This is a genomic window from Bordetella genomosp. 9, assembly GCF_002261425.1.
Classification (GTDB): Bacteria; Pseudomonadota; Gammaproteobacteria; order Burkholderiales; family Burkholderiaceae_B; genus Bordetella_C.
The window spans coordinates 2,979,177-2,994,842 of sequence record NZ_NEVJ01000003.1; the positions used below are offsets into that span (position 1 = coordinate 2,979,177).

A 15,666-nucleotide genomic window follows, 5' to 3' on the forward strand; every position below is an offset into this window, starting at 1 on the left:
GCCGGCGACGCAAATCGGTACAATTGCCCAGCCTCCGAACTCTTCATTCCCGCTGTCATGAACGCTTCCACTCTGCCCGACGTCGAAAAAGCCCGCTTCAATATGGTGGAACAGCAGATCCGTCCCTGGGACGTGCTGGACGAAACCGTGCTGGACGCCCTGTTCAAGGTGCGCCGCGAGCTGTTCGTGCCGCCCGCCCTGCGATCGCTGGCGTTCTCGGACCTTGAAATTCCCCTGCAGATCAACGCGGTGGACACCCGTGAAAGCATGCTGGCGCCCAAGGTCGAAGCGCGCCTGGCCCAGGAGCTGCTGCTGGCGCCCACCGATGCGGTGCTGGAAATCGGTACGGGCTCGGGCTACCAGGCGGCCCTGCTGGCCGAACTGGCGCAGCAGGTGACCACGGTCGAAATCGACAGCCGCCTGGCGGCCTTCGCCCAGCAGAACCTGCAGTTGAACAACATCGCCAACGTCAAGATCGAAACCGGCGACGGGCGCAACGGCTGGGGAACGACCGAATACGACGCCATCCTGCTGACAGGCTCGGTTCCGGTGGTGCCGGACGGGCTGAAATACCAGTTGCGCATCGGCGGCCGCCTGGTGGTGGTGGTCGGCACGGCCCCGGTCATGACCGCCTGTCGCATCACGCGCACGACGGCCGCCAGCTTCGAAACGGTGAACCTGTTCGAAACGGTCATCAAGCCGCTGCGCGGCGCGACCGTGTCGCAGTTCAAGTTCTAAGCGGCCTTGCGGGCGCCCCCCAGGCGCCCCTCCAGGCGGCCTGCTAAGCGCCCTGTATCTTGCGCACTAGCGACGTGGTCGATCGCTGGAATTCGAAGGGCACCGCCACCGCGCGGCCGCCCCAGCTCCGGACCAGCGCGGTTTCCGGCAGCGTCTCCATATCGTAGTCGCCGCCCTTGACGATGATGTCGGGCCGCAGCTGCGCGATCAGCGCCACGGGCGTGTCTTCGTCAAAGCACGTGACCGCGTCCACGCAGGCCAGCGCCGCCAGCAAGGCGGCGCGATCGTCCTGGCTGTTCAGCGGCCGCTCGGGCCCCTTGGCCAGGCGGCGCGCCGATGCATCCGTATTCACCGCCACGATCAGGGACGCGCCCAGCTGGGCGCTTTCGTCCAGATAGGTGACGTGGCCGCGATGCAGGATGTCGAACACGCCGTTGGTGAACACCAGCGGGCGCGGCAGGCGGCCGTCGGCAAGCGCGTCCAGGCATTGCCGAGGGGTCAGGATTTTCGATTCGAAGCGGGCTGTCATGCCCGCATTTTAGATCGGTCGGCGCCGCCGGTCGTCACCCACCCGACGGCGCAGCCGGCGGCGGCCGTCCTCAGCCGAGTACCAGCGAGGACATGCCGCGCGCGTCGGCAGCACGGTCCATCACCGCATCGCCGCCCCGCTCCACCAGCGCCACGACTTCCTTGCGATAGCGGTTCAGATCCTTCACCGATTCGAAGCTGCGGTCCAGCAGCCTGGAAAGGATATGCAGGATGCGGTCGCCGACCTTCTTTTCCCACACGCCGTCGAAGCGGATCTGCGTATCCAGCCAGCGCTCCAGCCAGCCCGGTTCGGGCAGGCGCGATTGCACCGTATCGTTGGGGAACAGGCCCTTGTTCACGTGCAGGTTGGTCGGGTGCATGGCCTGCGACGTGCGGCTGGCAGACGCCATCAGCATGCCGATCTTGGAAAAGGCCAGCCGCGCCTGCGCCTGCGTCGTCGCGCCACGTTCGAACAACGCGCGGCGCATGTACTGCAGGTAGGCGCCGGCATGGCGCGCCTCGTCCTGCGAGATGGTCTTGTAGATGGCCTGGATGACGGGTTCGGTGTGCCAGCTGGCGGCGCAGCGGTACCAGTGGTTCAGGCGTATTTCGCCGCAGAAGTGCAGCATCAGGGTTTCCAGCGGCGGCGCCGGATCGAATTCGAAGCGCACCTTGTGCAGCTCTTCCTCGGTCGGCATCAGGTCGGGACGGAAGCGGCGCAGGTATTCGATCAATACCAGGGAATGCTTCTGTTCCTCGAAAAACCACACCGACATGAAAGCGGAAAAATCGCTGTCGCCGTGATTGTCGCGCAGGAACATTTCCGTGGCCGGCAGGGCCGCCCATTCCGTGATGGCGTTCATTTTGATCGTCCGCGCCTGCTCATCGGACAGCTTGGCGCCATCGAAGTCATCCCACGGAATGTCGGTAGACATATTCCAGCGCACGGCTTCCATGGATTTGAAAAGTTGCGGATAAAGCATGGTCTTGGTCCGAAATTAATTTAAGTATCCCCCGCGCTCGTGCCGCCAGATTTAGGCTGGCGGCACGAGCGCGCCCCGTTTTTAGATTTGGCATGCGCACGCGAGACTAGGACGTGCACAAGGCGACGGCGCGAAAGCCCATACGCGGGTTTCCTTTATCGCCGTTGCATGCGAAGGCGTGATGACAGATTCATGGCAGAACCATGACGCGCACCCCACATGGAGGCGCGCTCAGCGCGTGGACAGCCAGATGATCAGGGCCACCCCGACAGCCAGCACGGCCGCGACGACCGACAGCAGCCGGTTCGTATGCTGTTGCGCCTTGCGCAGCTGGGCCAGCTCCAGCAGCACGGCCGGCTCCACATTGGGCCGGTTCAGGCGGTCATGCACCAGCCGTGGAATGGCCGGCAGGATCTGCGACCATTGCGCGGCTTCCTTCTCCATCTGTTTTTTCAGCCCGGCCATGCCGATCCGTTCGCGCATCCAGCGCTCCAGGTACGGTTTGGCGGTCTTCCATAGATCCAGGTCCGGATCCAGTTCGCGGCCCAGCCCTTCCACGTTCAGCAGCGTCTTCTGCAGCAGGACCAGTTGCGGCTGGATCTCCACATTGAAGCGCCGCGACGTCTGGAACAGGCGCAGCAACACCTGGCCCAGCGAGATCTCGGAGAGCGGCCGGTCGAAATAAGGTTCGCATACCGCGCGCACGGCGCCTTCCAGCTCTTCTTCGCGCGTGTCGGACGGCACCCAGCCGGATTCGATGTGCAACTGGGCGACGCGCCGGTAATCGCGACGGAAAAAGGCCAGGAAATTCTGCGCCAGGTAGTTCTTGTCGAACTCGGACAGGGAACCGACGATGCCGAAATCCAGCGCGATATAGTGGCCCAGCGTATCGGCCCGATCCGACACGTAGATGTTGCCGGGATGCATGTCGGCGTGGAAAAACCCGTCGCTGAAAACCTGCGTGAAGAAGATCTCCACGCCGGTGCGCGCCAGCTTCTGGATGTCGATGCCGGCGTCGCGCAGGCGTTCGATCTGGCCCACCGGAATGCCGTACATGCGCTCCATGGTGAAGACCGTGTTGGCGGTGAATTCCCAGATCACCTCCGGCACGATCAGCATGCTGCCGCGGCCGCTTTCCGGGCCGAAGTTGCGCCGCAGCTGGCTGCAGTTCGACGCCTCGCGCACCAGGTCCAGTTCATCGTGCAGATACTTGTCGAACTCCGCCACGACCTCGCGCGGCTTGAGCCGGCGGCCGTCCGGGCCCAGGCGCTCGATGACCGACGCCAGGGTGCGCAGCAGCGTCAGGTCTTTTTCGATGATGTCGAGCATGCCGGGACGCAGCACCTTGACCGCGACTTCGCGGCCATCGTGCAGCACCGCGAAGTGCACCTGCGCGATGGAAGCCGAGGCCACCGGATCGACTTCGAAATGCTTGAACAGCGTGGCCGGCGGCGCGCCCAGCGCGGCCTGTATGCACTGCGCCGCCTGTTCCGACGGGAACGGCGGAACGCGGTCCTGCAGGAGCGCGAGTTCCGCCGCGATGTCTGCGGGAATCAGGTCGCGCCGCGTCGACAGCACCTGGCCGAACTTGACGAAGATGGGCCCCAGCGATTCCAGCGCGCGGCGCAGCCGGACGCCGCGCGGCGCGGTCGGCTTGCGCCGGCCGAAGCGCGTGATGCGCAACAACAGCGTCGCCAGCGGGTGGTTCAGGCTGGACAGCACCAGGTCATCCAGGCCGTAGCGCATGGCCACGACAACGATGCGGATAAAGCGAAGGATGGTCAGCATCGTTCAGGCGCCGCCTTGACGCTGGACCGCGGCATGGTGTCTGTCCTCGATCTTGCCCAGGCGGGCCTGCAATGCGGCAACGCGCGCCTGGACGGCGTCCAGCGCCGCGGTCGCCCGGCCGATATCGGCCGGCAAGGCCTGCAGCAGCGGGCGCGGCGTCAGCACGGGCTGTTCGTGCCCCAGGTACTCCACCAGGTTGTTGCGCAGCCGCGTCGCAGCGCCGCGCAGCCCGGCGGACAGCGCGCGCGCGCCGGCGACCATGCGCCCAGCCGGGATATCGCCGAACCAGCGGGCCAGGTCGTCTTCCACGTCCCAGCGCAACTGCGCGGCCAGTTCGGCCACTACCTGCGCCAGGCCCGCGTCGCCGGAGATATGCATCATGTCGGCGACGGCATCGGCGCGTGCGCGGGCGGCCGCGGCGGCGTCACCGGGGCTGGCATCGGCGGCATCGGGCTGAAACAGGCGCGCGAAACTGAACCGCGCGGGATCCGCCGTCAGGGTGACGTCCGGAACCACCGCCGGGTCGGCCAGATCCGCATGGCCTTCGCTATCGATCGTCAGGGAAAGCTTGAAGGCGCCCACGGCCAGGCGTACCGTCTTGCCGGCGTGGCGGGCCAGGCGCGCGCGCGCCCAGTCTTCCCGCCGTAGCAGAGCGTTCAGCGCGCTGACGGCCGGGCGACCGGGGTCGGGCAAGGCAGGGATAGGCAGCATGAATATACGACGTGGCGCCAGCGCGCCATGGGTGATCAGACCACAAGTTTAACCGGCAGCCAGCGCCACTCAGTAGGGCGAGAAAATACCCCCACGCTGCGCCGGTAAACCGGCTCGCTGCCCCCCGAGGGGGCCTTTTCGCCTTGGGGCGGCCCGGCGGCGCATAAAACCCCCACGCTGCGCCGGTAAACCGGCTCGCTGCCCCCCGAGGGGGCTTTTTCGCCTTGGGGCGGCCCGGCGGCGAAAAAAAGCCGGCCCCAATGGAGCCGGCGTGAGGGCGGTTGCCCGAGCAAGGCGAACCGCGGAAGCACGGGAAAAACCGGATCAGCTGGCGTACTGGACAGGAATCTGCTGGATACCGGCCAGCAACCATCCGCCCTGCGTCGGTTTAAAGAGGTTCCACACTTCTTCGAAGCGGAAGGCTTCGGCGCCGGGTTCTTCGCGCAGCATGCCGGAGAAGCGCACGCTGGCAAGATGGCCATCCGATACGGCTTCGATGCCCAGCAGCTCGGCGTTGAGCAGCACCACTTCGGTCTGGTTGGCGGCGCCCTGGCGTTCCAGCAATTGCGGCTTGAGTTCGACGATCAGGTCGTCGGTCAGGTACTCGCGCAGGCGGTCGGTGTCGCCGCTGTCCCATACGCCCTGGATGCGAACGAACTGTTCCTTGGCCTGCTTCAGGAAACCCTGGGTGTCGAAATCGCCCGGCACGAACCAGTTGCCGTCCGCGTCGGCGCGCGGCACGGCGGCGGGCGCCGCGGCGACGGGCTGGGGCGCGGGCGTGCTGGCGGCGCCAGCCGCGCCGGCGGCCGGCAAGGCCTGGCGCCAGGCCGGCGCCTGCGTGGCCGCGGTATCACCCTGGCGCGCCATGCCGCCGTAGGCGCCCTGCATGGCCGGCCGCGGGCCGGCGCCGCGCAGGCGGCGGATGATGAACAGCACCGCGAAGACCACCAGGCCGATCAGCAACAGGCTGGACAGCATTTCGGCGAACGCGCCCGACAGGCCCATGTGCGACAGCAACGCCGCCAGGCCCAGGCCGGCGGCGATGCCGGCGATGGGCCCCAGCCAGCGCGAGGCGCCGCTGCGGCTGGCCGCGCCAGCGGCGGCACCCGCCGTCGCGGCGCCCGCTGCCGGCGCCGCGGCGGACGCCGCGGAATTGGCGCCGGACGCAGGCGGCGTGGTGGCCTGGCGCTGCATGGTCACGTTGGGGGATTGGCGTCCGACGCTGGCGCCGCCGCCCGCGCGGCGGGCTTCGGCGTCGAAGGAAGCGGCGATCATGGCCGTACCGGTCACGGCGATGAGCGCCGCGGCCAGGAATCGGCGGTAAGAACAGCCTGACATGGTGTGCTCCTGTAATGTCTATGGCGGTTTCCGCGTCGCCCTGCCCGCGGCGCGGCCCGCGCTGGAAGCGGGGCCGGAAAGACCGGGGGATGACCGCCAGGCTGTCGGCGAACCGCCGGACAAATCACCGGCGAATTCCCCGAAAAGCTTGGGGATCGGGCTTTCTTACAGAAACCTGAACAACTACAGGATATCCGACTTTTGCCTGAGTAACAAGCGAGCGGCGCCGGGGCCGCTCAGGCCAGGCGCACGCCCTCGTGCAGCGCGACGACGCCGGCGCTCAGATTGAAATACTGCACCCGCTCCAGGCCTGCGGTGCGCAGCATGCCCGCCAGCGTTTCCTGGTCCGGATGCATGCGTATGGATTCGGCCAGGTAGCGGTAGCTGGCTTCGTCGTTGGCGACCTTGCGGCCCAGCCAGGGCAGCACGTTGAAGGAATACCAGTCATAGACCGGCGCCAGCGGCTTGGCCACCCGCGAGAACTCCAGCACCAGCAGCTTGCCGCCCGGCTTGAGCACGCGCGCCATTTCAGCCAGGGCGCGGTCCTTGTGGGTCATATTGCGCAGGCCGAAGGCGACGCTGACGCGGTCGAAATACGCCGAGGGAAACGGCAGGCGCTCGGCGTCGCAGACGGCCAAGGGCAGCAGCAGGCCGTCATCCGCGAGGCGGTCGCGGCCGACCCGCAGCATGGAGCCGTTGATATCGGTCAGCCACACCTGGCCTTCCGGGCCGGCGCGGCGGGCGAAGGCGCGCGCCAGATCGCCCGTGCCGCCGGCGATGTCCAGCACCTTCATGCCGGGGCGCACGGCGGCGCGGCCGATGGTAAAGGCCTTCCACACGCGGTGCAGCCCCGCCGACATCAGGTCGTTCATGACGTCGTAGCGCGACGCCACGGAATGGAAGACTTCGGCGACCTTGCCCGCCTTTTCCGTTTCCTGGACTGTCTTGAAACCGAAATGGGTGGTGCCCTGCGACGAGGCGGACCCCGAGGTGGCCTCGCCCGGCGCGGAATGGGGGTTTTGCATAGTGGATTCCCGAAACAACCAGTTATGGTAGCCGATTGGGGATCGCCGGTCGGGGCCGGGGCAATCGGCGGATGCGGCCAAAGCGGACACGCCGGCCGGGCCGGCGGATGGCGCGCGTCACATACCTGAAATATTACGGCCATACTATCGCAACGTTCGCTGCCCCCCGCTCAACCCGAGCCCGCCACGCTACGTCGCAATCACCATGTCCAGCACCATACTAGTTGTCGAAGACGAACCCGCCATCCAGGAACTGATCGCCGTCAATCTGTCGTTCGCTGGCCACAAAGTGCTGCGGGCCTTCGACGCCGACCAGGCGCAGACGCTGATACGCGCGGAACTGCCCGACCTGATCCTGCTGGACTGGATGCTGCCCGGTACCTCCGGCCTGTCGCTGGCGCGCAAGCTGCGCGCGGAAGAGCGCACCCGCACGGTGCCCGTCATCATGCTGACGGCCAAGGGCTCGGAACAGGACAAGGTGGACGGCCTGGAAGCGGGCGCGGACGACTACATCACCAAGCCCTTTTCGCCGAAAGAACTGATGGCGCGCATCAAGGCCGTGCTGCGCCGGCGCGCGCCGCAGCTGACAGACGACGTCATCGACGTGGCCGGCCTGAAGCTGGATCCGGTCACCCATCGCCTGAACGGCGCCGGCCATCCCCTGCAGATCGGCCCGACCGAGTTTCGCCTGCTGCATTTCTTCATGACTCATCCCGAGCGGGTGTTTTCCCGTTCGCAGCTGCTGGACCAGGTGTGGGGCGACCACGTCTTCGTGGAAGAGCGCACCGTCGACGTCCATATCCGCCGCCTGCGCAAGGCGCTGGAGCCCACCGGCCACGATATGCATGTGGAAACCGTGCGCGGCAGCGGCTACCGCTTTACAGCGCAGCTGCCGGCCGGTAAAACCACCGCACAATGATTTTGTTGCGCACGATATTGGTGATCGCCGCCTGGGCGATCCTGGCGGTACTGGCCCAATGGCTGTTGGGCAATCCCTTGGGCTGGGCGTTGATGTGCGCCGGACTGGCGGTCACGCTGCTGGCCCGCAGCGCGCGCCTGCAGCGCGTATCGCTATGGGCGCGCAACCCCGAATCGGCGCCGCCCGCCGCCGTGGGTCCCTGGGACGACATCCTGGCCCCGCTGTACCGCTACCTGCGCGGCCAGGCGCGCCAGTTGATGGAAAGCCGCGACGCCATGCAGGGCATGCTGGCGGCGGCCCAGGCGCTGCCCGATGGCGCCGTCACGCTGAACCAGGATCTGCAGATCGACTGGTGCAACCGCGTGGCGCGCCAGCACCTCGGGCTGCGGCTGCCGGCCGATCGCGGCAGCAACCTGCTGAATCTGGTGCGCGCGCCCGAGTTCATCGAATACAGCCGCCAGGATGACTGGCCCGAGCCCATCCTGGTGCGCATGGCCGTGGGCAGCCAGGAGCGCCTGCTGATGATGCAGCTGACGGCCTACGCGCGCGATCAGCGGCTGCTGATCACCCGCGACGTCACCCAGATCGAAAAGCTGGAAACCACGCGGCGCGATTTCGTCGCCAACGTCTCGCACGAACTGCGCACGCCGCTGACGGTACTGGCGGGTTTCCTGGAAACCATGCGCGAGATGCCGGACGAGGCCCTGAGCCGCGACCAGCGCGAGCAATACCTGACGATGATGCACGAGCAGGCGCAACGCATGCAGGCCATCGTCGCCGACCTGCTCACGCTGTCGACGCTGGAATCCTCGCCCAACGCCGAACCGCATCGCGTGCGCATGACGACGCTGCTGCAGACGGCGCGCCAGCAGACCGAGGCGCTGTCGGCCGGACGGCATGCGCTGACCTGGCAGCTGGACGAAGGCGTGGACCTGCTGGGCGCCGAAAGCGAGCTGTCTTCGGCGATCTCCAATCTGCTGACCAACGCCGTGCGGTATACGCCGGAGGCCGGCACGATCACCGTACGCTGGGAGCGCCTGCCGGAAGGCGGCGCGCGCTACAGCGTGCAGGACACCGGCATCGGCATCGCCGCGCGCCACATTCCGCGGCTGACCGAACGCTTCTACCGCGTGGATCGCGGCCGTTCGCGCGCGGTGGGCGGCACCGGCCTGGGCCTGGCGATCACCAAGCACATCGCCATGCGCCACGATGCCGAACTGAGCATCGCCAGCGAAGTCGGCAAGGGCAGCACGTTTTCGCTGATCTTCCCGCCGGACCGCGTGGTCGACAGCGACGCCTGAGCGCCGCGCCCCGATTCGCCCTGACGCGGGTGGGGTTTACCCGGAGGTCGGCGCCGCTCCCTGGCATGATGGTTGCGAGATTTTCATCTCCGTCTCGCCCCACGGGGATCGCACGGCCCGTCCGGCCAGGCGATCCCGGATCGGGCACATCGAGCAACTCAAGCAGGGAGCCTGCAGCATGACGCGTATCGTCCTGTTCGAAAATATCCATCCCAGCGGCGTCGCGGTTTTCCGCGACGCGGGCTACACCGATATACAGACGTACGCGTCGTCCCTGCCGCCGGCCGAATTGCGCGCCGCGCTGGAAGGCGCCGAAGTCGTGGGCATCCGCTCGCGCACCCATCTGGACGCCGCCCTGTTCGAACAGCTGCGCGATCTGCGGGTGGTGGGCTGCTTCTGCATCGGCACCAACCAGGTGGACACGGAAAGCGCCATGAACCACGGCATACCCGTGTTCAATGCGCCGTTTTCCAATACGCGTTCGGTGGCCGAACTGGTGCTGGCGGAAGCCATCATGCTGCTGCGCCGGATCCCGGAAAAAAACGCCCGCGTGCACCAGGGCCACTGGGACAAGACGGCGTCCGGCGCCTTCGAGGCGCGCGGCAAGACGCTGGGCGTGATCGGCTACGGCAACATCGGTTCGCAGGTGGGCACGCTGGCCGAAAGCGTCGGCATGCGCGTCGTCTATCACGACGTGGAAGCCAAGCTGCCGCTGGGCAATGCGCATGCGGTCACCACCCTGGGCGAATTGCTCGCGCAGAGCGACGTGGTCACGCTGCACGTCCCGGGCGGCCGCAGCACGGAAAACATCATGAACGCCGAGACGCTGGCGCAGATGAAGCGCGGCGCGATACTGATCAACGCGTCGCGCGGGACGGTGGTGGACATCGACGCGCTGCATGGCGCCCTGGCCTCGCAGCACCTGGCGGGCGCCGCGCTGGACGTCTTCCCGGTCGAGCCCAAGAGCGTGGACGAACCGCTGGCCAATCCGCTGATCGGCTTGCCCAACGTGATCCTGACCCCGCACATCGCCGGCAGCACGCAGGAATCCCAGGAAAACATCGGCCGCGAAGTGGCGGAAAAACTGGTGCGCTACCTGCAGGCCGGCACGACGAAGTGGGCGGTCAATTTCCCGGAACTGCCCTTCACCGAACGGACCGGCAGCGCGCGCATCCTGCACATCCATCGCAACGTGCCCGGGGCGCTCGGCACGCTGGACAACCTGCTGGCGCAGCATGGGCTGAACATCGTCAGCCAGAACCTGCAGACCCGCGGCGATATCGGCTATGTGGTGACGGACGTGGACGGTGTCGTCAGCGACGACATCATGCAGACCCTGTGCGGCCACCCCGTGACGATACGCTGCCAGCGCATCTAGGCGGACAAGGCCGCCTTAAGGCAGGCCACCATGCGGGCGGCGACGCCGTTCGCATCGGCGGAACGGCGGATGACGATACCGATCTCCCGGTCGAAGCCCGCCGCGCCCAGGTCCAGCAGCCGCAGGCCCGTGGCGTCCATCTGGCGCGTGCGCGGCATCACCGCCACGCCCAGGCCGGCGCGGACCAGATTCGCGATGGCGTCGATCTCGTCCAGCTCCACGGCTTCATGCACCGTCAGGCGATGGCGCCGCAGAAAGGCATCGACGAGCCGGCCGCCGAAAGACGTCCGGTCATAGCGGATGAAAGGTTGGCTGGCCAGGGCCTCGCGCCATGGGATGTCCGGCAGGGAATCCGGCACCGCCAGCACCATGGGTTCGCTCATCAGGGGATGCCACGCCAGCTCGTGCGGCAGGTTGAAGGGCGGGCGGATCAGCACCGCCAGATCGACTTCCGCGGCATCCACCTGTCCCAGCAGGGACAGCGAGACACCCGGCACGATGCGCACGCTGACGTCGGGGAAATCGGCTCGAAACAGGCCCAGGGCGCGCACCAGCAGGTCCTGCTGCACCGAGGCGATGGCGGCCACCCGCAGGGATCCGGTGACGTGCCCGCCGCCCGCCTGCGCCACCATGCGGTTCACCAAGCCCAGTATTTCCTCGGCCTGCGCCAGTATTTCGCGGCCGGCGTCGTTCAGCTGGGCCGACCGCGCGGTGCGATCGAACAGCGACACGCCCAGGAATTCCTCCAGCCGGCGGATCTGCGCGCTGACCGCCGACTGCGTCAGGCCGAGCTTGCGCCCCGCCCCGGTAAAGGTACCGTCGCGGGCCACGGCGACGAAGGTTTGGAATTCAGTGAGCATGACGAGTAGGCAGCACGTTACGGCAGCATTTATAAAATTGATGCTAAGTCCCAAAAAATATCGTTTTTCAATCAAAAAAACAATTCATACACTAGCGTTTTCGTTTTTCCGATTCCTGGAGTGATCCGTATGAGTGCCCAAGCAGCCATGCCCCCTTTCCATCTGGCTTTCCCGGTTCGGGACATCGCCGAAGCGCGCCGCTTCTACGGCGAGCTGCTGGGCTGTTCGGAAGGGCGCAGCGCGCCGGAATGGGTGGACTTCAATTTCTACGGCCACCAGGTCGTCGCCCACCTGGCGCCGGACGAATGCGGCCACAAGCAGACCAGCTCGGTGGATGACCACGACGTGCCGGTGCGCCACTTCGGCGCCGTGCTGTCCATGGAGCAATGGCAGGCCATGGCGGACAAGCTGACCGCCGCCGGCACCAAGTTCGTGATCGAGCCCTATATCCGTTTCAAGGGCGAAGTCGGCGAACAGGCCACGATGTTCTTCATGGACCCGTCGGGCAATGCCCTGGAGTTCAAGGCCTTCAAGAACATGGATTCGCTGTTCGCCAAGTAAGGCGCGGCGGCACGTGGACGCAGCGCCCGATCACCCGGCGCCCTGGCGCATCCATGCGCAGGGCGATCGCTGCCTGTTGATCGTCCTGGGCGACGCCATCGATGCGTCGATCGGACGCCGCTGCCTGGCTGTGGCGCGGTTGCTGCGCGATGCCGCCTTGCCCGGCGTCACCGACGTCGTGCCGTCGTTCGCGGCGGTGGCGGTGCACTATGCGCCGCTGCCGGCGCATGCCGGCGTCGGCCAGGGTGGGTTCACCCAGGGCGGTCCCACGCAGGGCAGCCCCGTCCAGGGCGGCCCCACCTTCAGTTCGCTGGCCGGGGCGATCGAGCAATTGCTCTCGCAAGGCATTCCCGAAGACGACAGCGCCGCGCGCGACGTCGATATCCCCGTCTGCTACGGCGGCGAACATGGCCCCGACCTGCAGGACGTCGCCCGCGCCGCCGGGATGACGCCGGAAAAAGTCGTCGCCCTGCATACGCGCCCGGGCAGCATGGTGTTCATGCTGGGCTTCGCGCCCGGCCACCCGTACATCGGCGTCCACGACGCCCGGCTGGACCTGCCCCGCCGCGCGTCGCCGCGCACCGCCGTGCCGCAGGGATCGGTGGCCATCGCGAACCGGCAGACCGTCATCTATCCCAGCCGGCTGCCCGGCGGCTGGAACATCATCGGCGCCACCCCCTTGAAGCTGTTCGATCCGGCGCGCGAGCCCGCTTCGCTATTGCAGCCGGGCGATCGCGTCCATTTCGTGCCCATCGACGCCGCCACCTTCGCGCGCATGCAAGCGGAGCAATCATGATCATGGCCGCGCCGCGACAGGAGCCCGGGCGGTGACCGTGTCCGTACTGAAACCGGGCCTGCTGTCCTCGTTCCAGGACCTGGGGCGCCTGGGCTACCAGCATCAAGGCATACCCGCGGCGGGCGCCATGGATCCGCGCGCCCATCGGCTGGCCAGCCTGCTGGCCGGCAACGACCCCGCGCGCACGGCCTCGCTGGAAATCACCCTGCGCGGGCCGACGCTGCGCTTCGACCGCGCCGCCTGTTTCGCGCTGGGCGGCGCGTCGCTGGGCGCGGCGTTGAACGGCAAGCCCCTGCCGACGAACCGGCCCCTGCTCGCCCGCGCCGGCGATATCCTGTCTTTCGAAACGAGCGCCGGCGACGCGCTGCCGGCGGGCGCCGCGCCGGGCCTGCGCGCCTACCTGGCGGTCCACGGCGGCTTCGACCTGCCACGCGTGATGGGCAGCGAAAGCGCCTACCTGCGCAGCGGTTTCGGCGGCTATCAGGGCCGCGCGCTGGCCAGGGGCGATACGGTCGCGCTGCGCGCATGCCTGAAGACCGGCCACCTGGACGCGCTTGAAGACGCGCTGTGGGACACGCGCGTGTACCTGCCGTCGACGCTGGCCGCGCAATCCCGCGGCAGCGTGCGCGCGATGCCCGGACGCCAATGGGCGGACTTCACGGCCGCCGCGCGCGACGCCTTCGCCGGCGACGCCTTCCTGGTGACGCCGCAGTCCGAGCGCATGGGATACCGGCTCAGCGGCCCTGCCCTGGCCATGACCGCGCCCCGCCAGATGCTGTCGGAAGCCACCTGTTTCGGCACCGTGCAGGTGCCCGCCGACGGCGCGCCCATCGTATTGATGGCGGACCGCCAGACCACCGGCGGCTACCCGAAGATCGCCCAGGTCGCCAGCATCGATCTCCCGCTCTTGGCACAGACGGCCCCGGGTAGCACCATACGGTTTGCAATGATCACCCTGGAGGACGCGCAGCGGCTGGACGGCGAGCGGGAAACCGCCTTCGATCGCCTGGCCACGGCGCTGGCGCCTCTGCGCGCGCTCTACGCGCGCCACACAGCCGAATTGAACTGACGGAGCATGGCCATGGGTTTATCCATCGATCTGAACTGCGACATGGGCGAAAGCTATGGCGCCTGGAAAATGGGCAACGACGAAGACGTGCTGGAGTACGTGTCGTCGGCCAATATCGCCTGTGGCTTCCACGGCGGCGATCCGGGCACCATGCGGCGCACGGTGGCGGCGGCGCTGGCGCGCGGCGTGGCGTTGGGCGCCCATCCCAGCCTGCCCGACCTGGCCGGCTTCGGACGCCGCGTCATGCAGGTGAGCCCGGCCGAGGCCTACGACTTCATGGTCTACCAGATCGGCGCGCTGGCCGGCGTGGCGGCGTCCCAGGGCGCGCAACTGCACCATGTGAAGGTGCACGGGGCGCTGTACAACATGGCGGCCAAGGATCGTGCGCTGTCCGAAGCCCTGTGCCGCGCGATGCGCGACGTGGACAAGAACCTGGTGCTGTATGGCCTGGCCGGCAGCGAACACATCCGCGCGGCCGAAGCGCTGGGCGTTCCCGTGGCGCAGGAGGTGTTCGCCGACCGTTCCTACCAGGACGACGGTTCGCTGACGCCGCGCAGCCATCCCGGGGCCATGATCACCGACGTCGACAAGGCGATCGAGCAGGTGCTGCGCATGGTGCGGGATGGCAAGGTGCGCTCCGTCAATGGCAAGGACGTGCCGGTGCGCGCGGATACGCTGTGCATACACGGCGACCAGCCGAACGCGGTGGTGTTCGCCAGCGGCATCCGTCGCGCGCTCGAGACCGCCGGCGTCGTCGTGAAGACGGTGGCCGCGTCGGGCGCCACCGCCTGAGCCACCCGGCCTGACCGCGCCTGAGCCGGCCGCGCCTAAGCCGGCCGCGCCTAGCCGGCCGCGCCTAGCCGGCCACACATCAGCCGGCCGCGCGAGGCATGTCCTGCCCCTTACTTGATCAGGCGGACGCGTCGGCCGTGCCGCGCGTTTCGACTTCCTCCGCATAGGCGCGCAGCACCAGCGGCAATATCCATTCGGCGCATTCGCGCCGCACTTCGGCGGCGGCGCCGAAGTCCCGCCGCGCCAGGGCATCGACCACGCGGCCGAGATAACAGGCCGACGCGCCGACGTCGTAGAACCCCCGGCGGTACAGGTTGTAGCGCAGCGGCTCGCAGCGCTCGTTCAGGCGATGCACGGCCTCGCTCACCGGCTGGTTGCAGATGGCATCGACGATGGCCAGGAAGGCGCCGCGCACCGTCGACAGATAACTGAGCACGGCGCGGCCCGGATCGCAGCGGCGCAGCCTTTCGTGCGCATCGCGCAGGCGCGCCAGCAGCGGTTCGAGATCCTGCTGGTCGGCCAGGCCATTGATCGCGTAGGCCTCCAGTTCGGCCCGCAGCAGATACAGCTGGCGGATCTCGCGTTCGGTGTACAGCACCACCCGGAAACCGCGCCGCTGCGCATGGGTGGCAAGACCGCTCAGTTCCAGCAGCCGCAGCGCTTCGCGTATGGGACTGCGGCTGGTGCCGAAACGCCGTTCGAGCTCCTGTTCGCGCAGCGGTTGTCCCGGCGCCAGGGTCCCGTCGATGATCATCTGACGGAGTTGCTCGTACAGCATGTACGGGATGGTGGCAGGCGCCTTGATTTCCATTCGCTGTTTCCTGAAGGGCGATCATGTTGCACGCTTGTGGCGCATAACACAATGATACAACCGGACAG

General features: G+C 67.6%; 16 protein-coding genes. 8 read left to right on the forward strand and 8 right to left on the reverse strand.

The window, feature by feature from the left end:
* The first annotated feature begins 57 nt into the window (after window positions 1-57).
* A complete protein-coding gene (locus tag CAL26_RS24560; RefSeq protein WP_094849274.1) occupies window positions 58-738 on the forward strand; it encodes a protein-L-isoaspartate O-methyltransferase family protein in 681 nt (226 codons plus the stop codon).
* A 43-nt stretch (window positions 739-781) separates the two neighbouring features.
* On the opposite strand, the gene rfaE2 is transcribed toward CAL26_RS24560, so the two are convergent.
* The 6 genes from rfaE2 to ubiE form a co-directional block, all read right to left on the reverse strand.
* Window positions 782-1,267, reverse strand: a complete 486-nt coding sequence (gene rfaE2 / locus CAL26_RS24565) for a D-glycero-beta-D-manno-heptose 1-phosphate adenylyltransferase (RefSeq protein ID WP_094849275.1) — start codon at window positions 1,265-1,267, stop codon at window positions 782-784.
* Between the two features lie 70 nt (window positions 1,268-1,337).
* Entirely contained in the window at window positions 1,338-2,249 is a 912-nt protein-coding gene (locus CAL26_RS24570; RefSeq protein WP_256988580.1) for a ferritin-like domain-containing protein, read from the reverse strand.
* 231 nt (window positions 2,250-2,480) lie between these two features.
* Window positions 2,481-4,037: a ubiquinone biosynthesis regulatory protein kinase UbiB gene (ubiB, locus tag CAL26_RS24575; protein WP_094849276.1), complete on the reverse strand. Its 1,557-nt coding sequence runs from the start codon at window positions 4,035-4,037 to the stop codon at window positions 2,481-2,483.
* A 3-nt stretch (window positions 4,038-4,040) separates the two neighbouring features.
* Entirely contained in the window at window positions 4,041-4,748 is a 708-nt protein-coding gene (locus CAL26_RS24580) for a ubiquinone biosynthesis accessory factor UbiJ (protein ID WP_094849277.1), read from the reverse strand.
* 324 nt (window positions 4,749-5,072) lie between these two features.
* Window positions 5,073-6,086, reverse strand: coding sequence for a Tim44 domain-containing protein (locus tag CAL26_RS24585; protein WP_094849278.1), 1,014 nt, complete (start codon window positions 6,084-6,086; stop codon window positions 5,073-5,075).
* Between the two features lie 236 nt (window positions 6,087-6,322).
* Window positions 6,323-7,111, reverse strand: a complete 789-nt coding sequence (gene ubiE, locus CAL26_RS24590; protein WP_094849279.1) for a bifunctional demethylmenaquinone methyltransferase/2-methoxy-6-polyprenyl-1,4-benzoquinol methylase UbiE — start codon at window positions 7,109-7,111, stop codon at window positions 6,323-6,325.
* A 205-nt stretch (window positions 7,112-7,316) separates the two neighbouring features.
* On the opposite strand from ubiE, the gene phoB reads away from it, so the two are divergent.
* The 3 genes from phoB (at window position 7,317) to serA (ending at window position 10,709) form a co-directional block, all read left to right on the forward strand.
* Window positions 7,317-8,030 (forward strand): phosphate regulon transcriptional regulator PhoB, encoded by a 714-nt coding sequence (gene phoB, locus CAL26_RS24595; RefSeq protein ID WP_086067177.1) that lies wholly within the window; start codon window positions 7,317-7,319, stop codon window positions 8,028-8,030.
* On the forward strand, window positions 8,027-9,331 hold the full coding sequence (gene phoR, locus CAL26_RS24600; protein WP_094849280.1) for a phosphate regulon sensor histidine kinase PhoR: 1,305 nt from the start codon (window positions 8,027-8,029) through the stop codon (window positions 9,329-9,331). The genes phoB and phoR overlap by 4 nt, the downstream gene beginning before the upstream one ends.
* Window positions 9,332-9,509: 178 nt before the next feature.
* Window positions 9,510-10,709 carry a phosphoglycerate dehydrogenase gene (gene serA / locus CAL26_RS24605; protein WP_094849281.1) on the forward strand — a complete coding sequence of 400 codons (1,200 nt, stop codon included), beginning with the start codon at window positions 9,510-9,512 and terminating at the stop codon, window positions 10,707-10,709.
* On the opposite strand, the gene CAL26_RS24610 is transcribed toward serA, so the two are convergent.
* A complete protein-coding gene (locus tag CAL26_RS24610) occupies window positions 10,706-11,569 on the reverse strand; it encodes a LysR family transcriptional regulator (RefSeq protein WP_094849282.1) in 864 nt (287 codons plus the stop codon). The genes serA and CAL26_RS24610 overlap by 4 nt on opposite strands.
* 129 nt (window positions 11,570-11,698) lie before the next feature.
* Between CAL26_RS24610 and CAL26_RS24615 the strand changes: the two genes are divergently transcribed.
* The 4 genes from CAL26_RS24615 to CAL26_RS24630 are packed head-to-tail and all read left to right on the forward strand — an operon-like array spanning window position 11,699 to window position 14,787.
* Window positions 11,699-12,130: a VOC family protein gene (locus tag CAL26_RS24615; RefSeq protein ID WP_094849283.1), complete on the forward strand. Its 432-nt coding sequence runs from the start codon at window positions 11,699-11,701 to the stop codon at window positions 12,128-12,130.
* Between the two features lie 13 nt (window positions 12,131-12,143).
* Window positions 12,144-12,926: a 5-oxoprolinase subunit PxpB gene (pxpB, locus tag CAL26_RS24620; protein WP_256988581.1), complete on the forward strand. Its 783-nt coding sequence runs from the start codon at window positions 12,144-12,146 to the stop codon at window positions 12,924-12,926.
* Between the two features lie 31 nt (window positions 12,927-12,957).
* Entirely contained in the window at window positions 12,958-13,995 is a 1,038-nt protein-coding gene (locus tag CAL26_RS24625) for a 5-oxoprolinase subunit C family protein (protein ID WP_094849285.1), read from the forward strand.
* Between the two features lie 12 nt (window positions 13,996-14,007).
* On the forward strand, window positions 14,008-14,787 hold the full coding sequence (locus CAL26_RS24630; RefSeq protein ID WP_094849286.1) for a LamB/YcsF family protein: 780 nt from the start codon (window positions 14,008-14,010) through the stop codon (window positions 14,785-14,787).
* A 118-nt stretch (window positions 14,788-14,905) separates the two neighbouring features.
* On the opposite strand, the gene CAL26_RS24635 is transcribed toward CAL26_RS24630, so the two are convergent.
* On the reverse strand, window positions 14,906-15,598 hold the full coding sequence (locus CAL26_RS24635; protein ID WP_094849287.1) for a GntR family transcriptional regulator: 693 nt from the start codon (window positions 15,596-15,598) through the stop codon (window positions 14,906-14,908).
* Between the last annotated feature and the right edge of the window lie 68 nt (window positions 15,599-15,666).

Bases quoted from the DNA above. Each gene is read 5' to 3' on its own strand.
- CAL26_RS24635 (WP_094849287.1), bottom strand. From the start codon at position 15,598: ATGGAAATCAAGGCGCCTGCCACCATCCCGTACATGCTGTACGAGCAA.
- rfaE2 (WP_094849275.1), bottom strand. From the start codon at position 1,267: ATGACAGCCCGCTTCGAATCGAAAATCCTGACCCCTCGGCAATGCCTG.
- CAL26_RS24585 (WP_094849278.1), bottom strand. From the start codon at position 6,086: ATGTCAGGCTGTTCTTACCGCCGATTCCTGGCCGCGGCGCTCATCGCC.
- serA (WP_094849281.1), top strand. From the start codon at position 9,510: ATGACGCGTATCGTCCTGTTCGAAAATATCCATCCCAGCGGCGTCGCG.
- ubiE (WP_094849279.1), bottom strand. From the start codon at position 7,111: ATGCAAAACCCCCATTCCGCGCCGGGCGAGGCCACCTCGGGGTCCGCC.
- phoR (WP_094849280.1), top strand. From the start codon at position 8,027: ATGATTTTGTTGCGCACGATATTGGTGATCGCCGCCTGGGCGATCCTG.
- CAL26_RS24560 (WP_094849274.1), top strand. From the start codon at position 58: ATGAACGCTTCCACTCTGCCCGACGTCGAAAAAGCCCGCTTCAATATG.
- CAL26_RS24615 (WP_094849283.1), top strand. From the start codon at position 11,699: ATGAGTGCCCAAGCAGCCATGCCCCCTTTCCATCTGGCTTTCCCGGTT.
- CAL26_RS24570 (WP_256988580.1), bottom strand. From the start codon at position 2,249: ATGCTTTATCCGCAACTTTTCAAATCCATGGAAGCCGTGCGCTGGAAT.
- phoB (WP_086067177.1), top strand. From the start codon at position 7,317: ATGTCCAGCACCATACTAGTTGTCGAAGACGAACCCGCCATCCAGGAA.
- ubiB (WP_094849276.1), bottom strand. From the start codon at position 4,037: ATGCTGACCATCCTTCGCTTTATCCGCATCGTTGTCGTGGCCATGCGC.
- CAL26_RS24610 (WP_094849282.1), bottom strand. From the start codon at position 11,569: ATGCTCACTGAATTCCAAACCTTCGTCGCCGTGGCCCGCGACGGTACC.
- CAL26_RS24630 (WP_094849286.1), top strand. From the start codon at position 14,008: ATGGGTTTATCCATCGATCTGAACTGCGACATGGGCGAAAGCTATGGC.
- CAL26_RS24580 (WP_094849277.1), bottom strand. From the start codon at position 4,748: ATGCTGCCTATCCCTGCCTTGCCCGACCCCGGTCGCCCGGCCGTCAGC.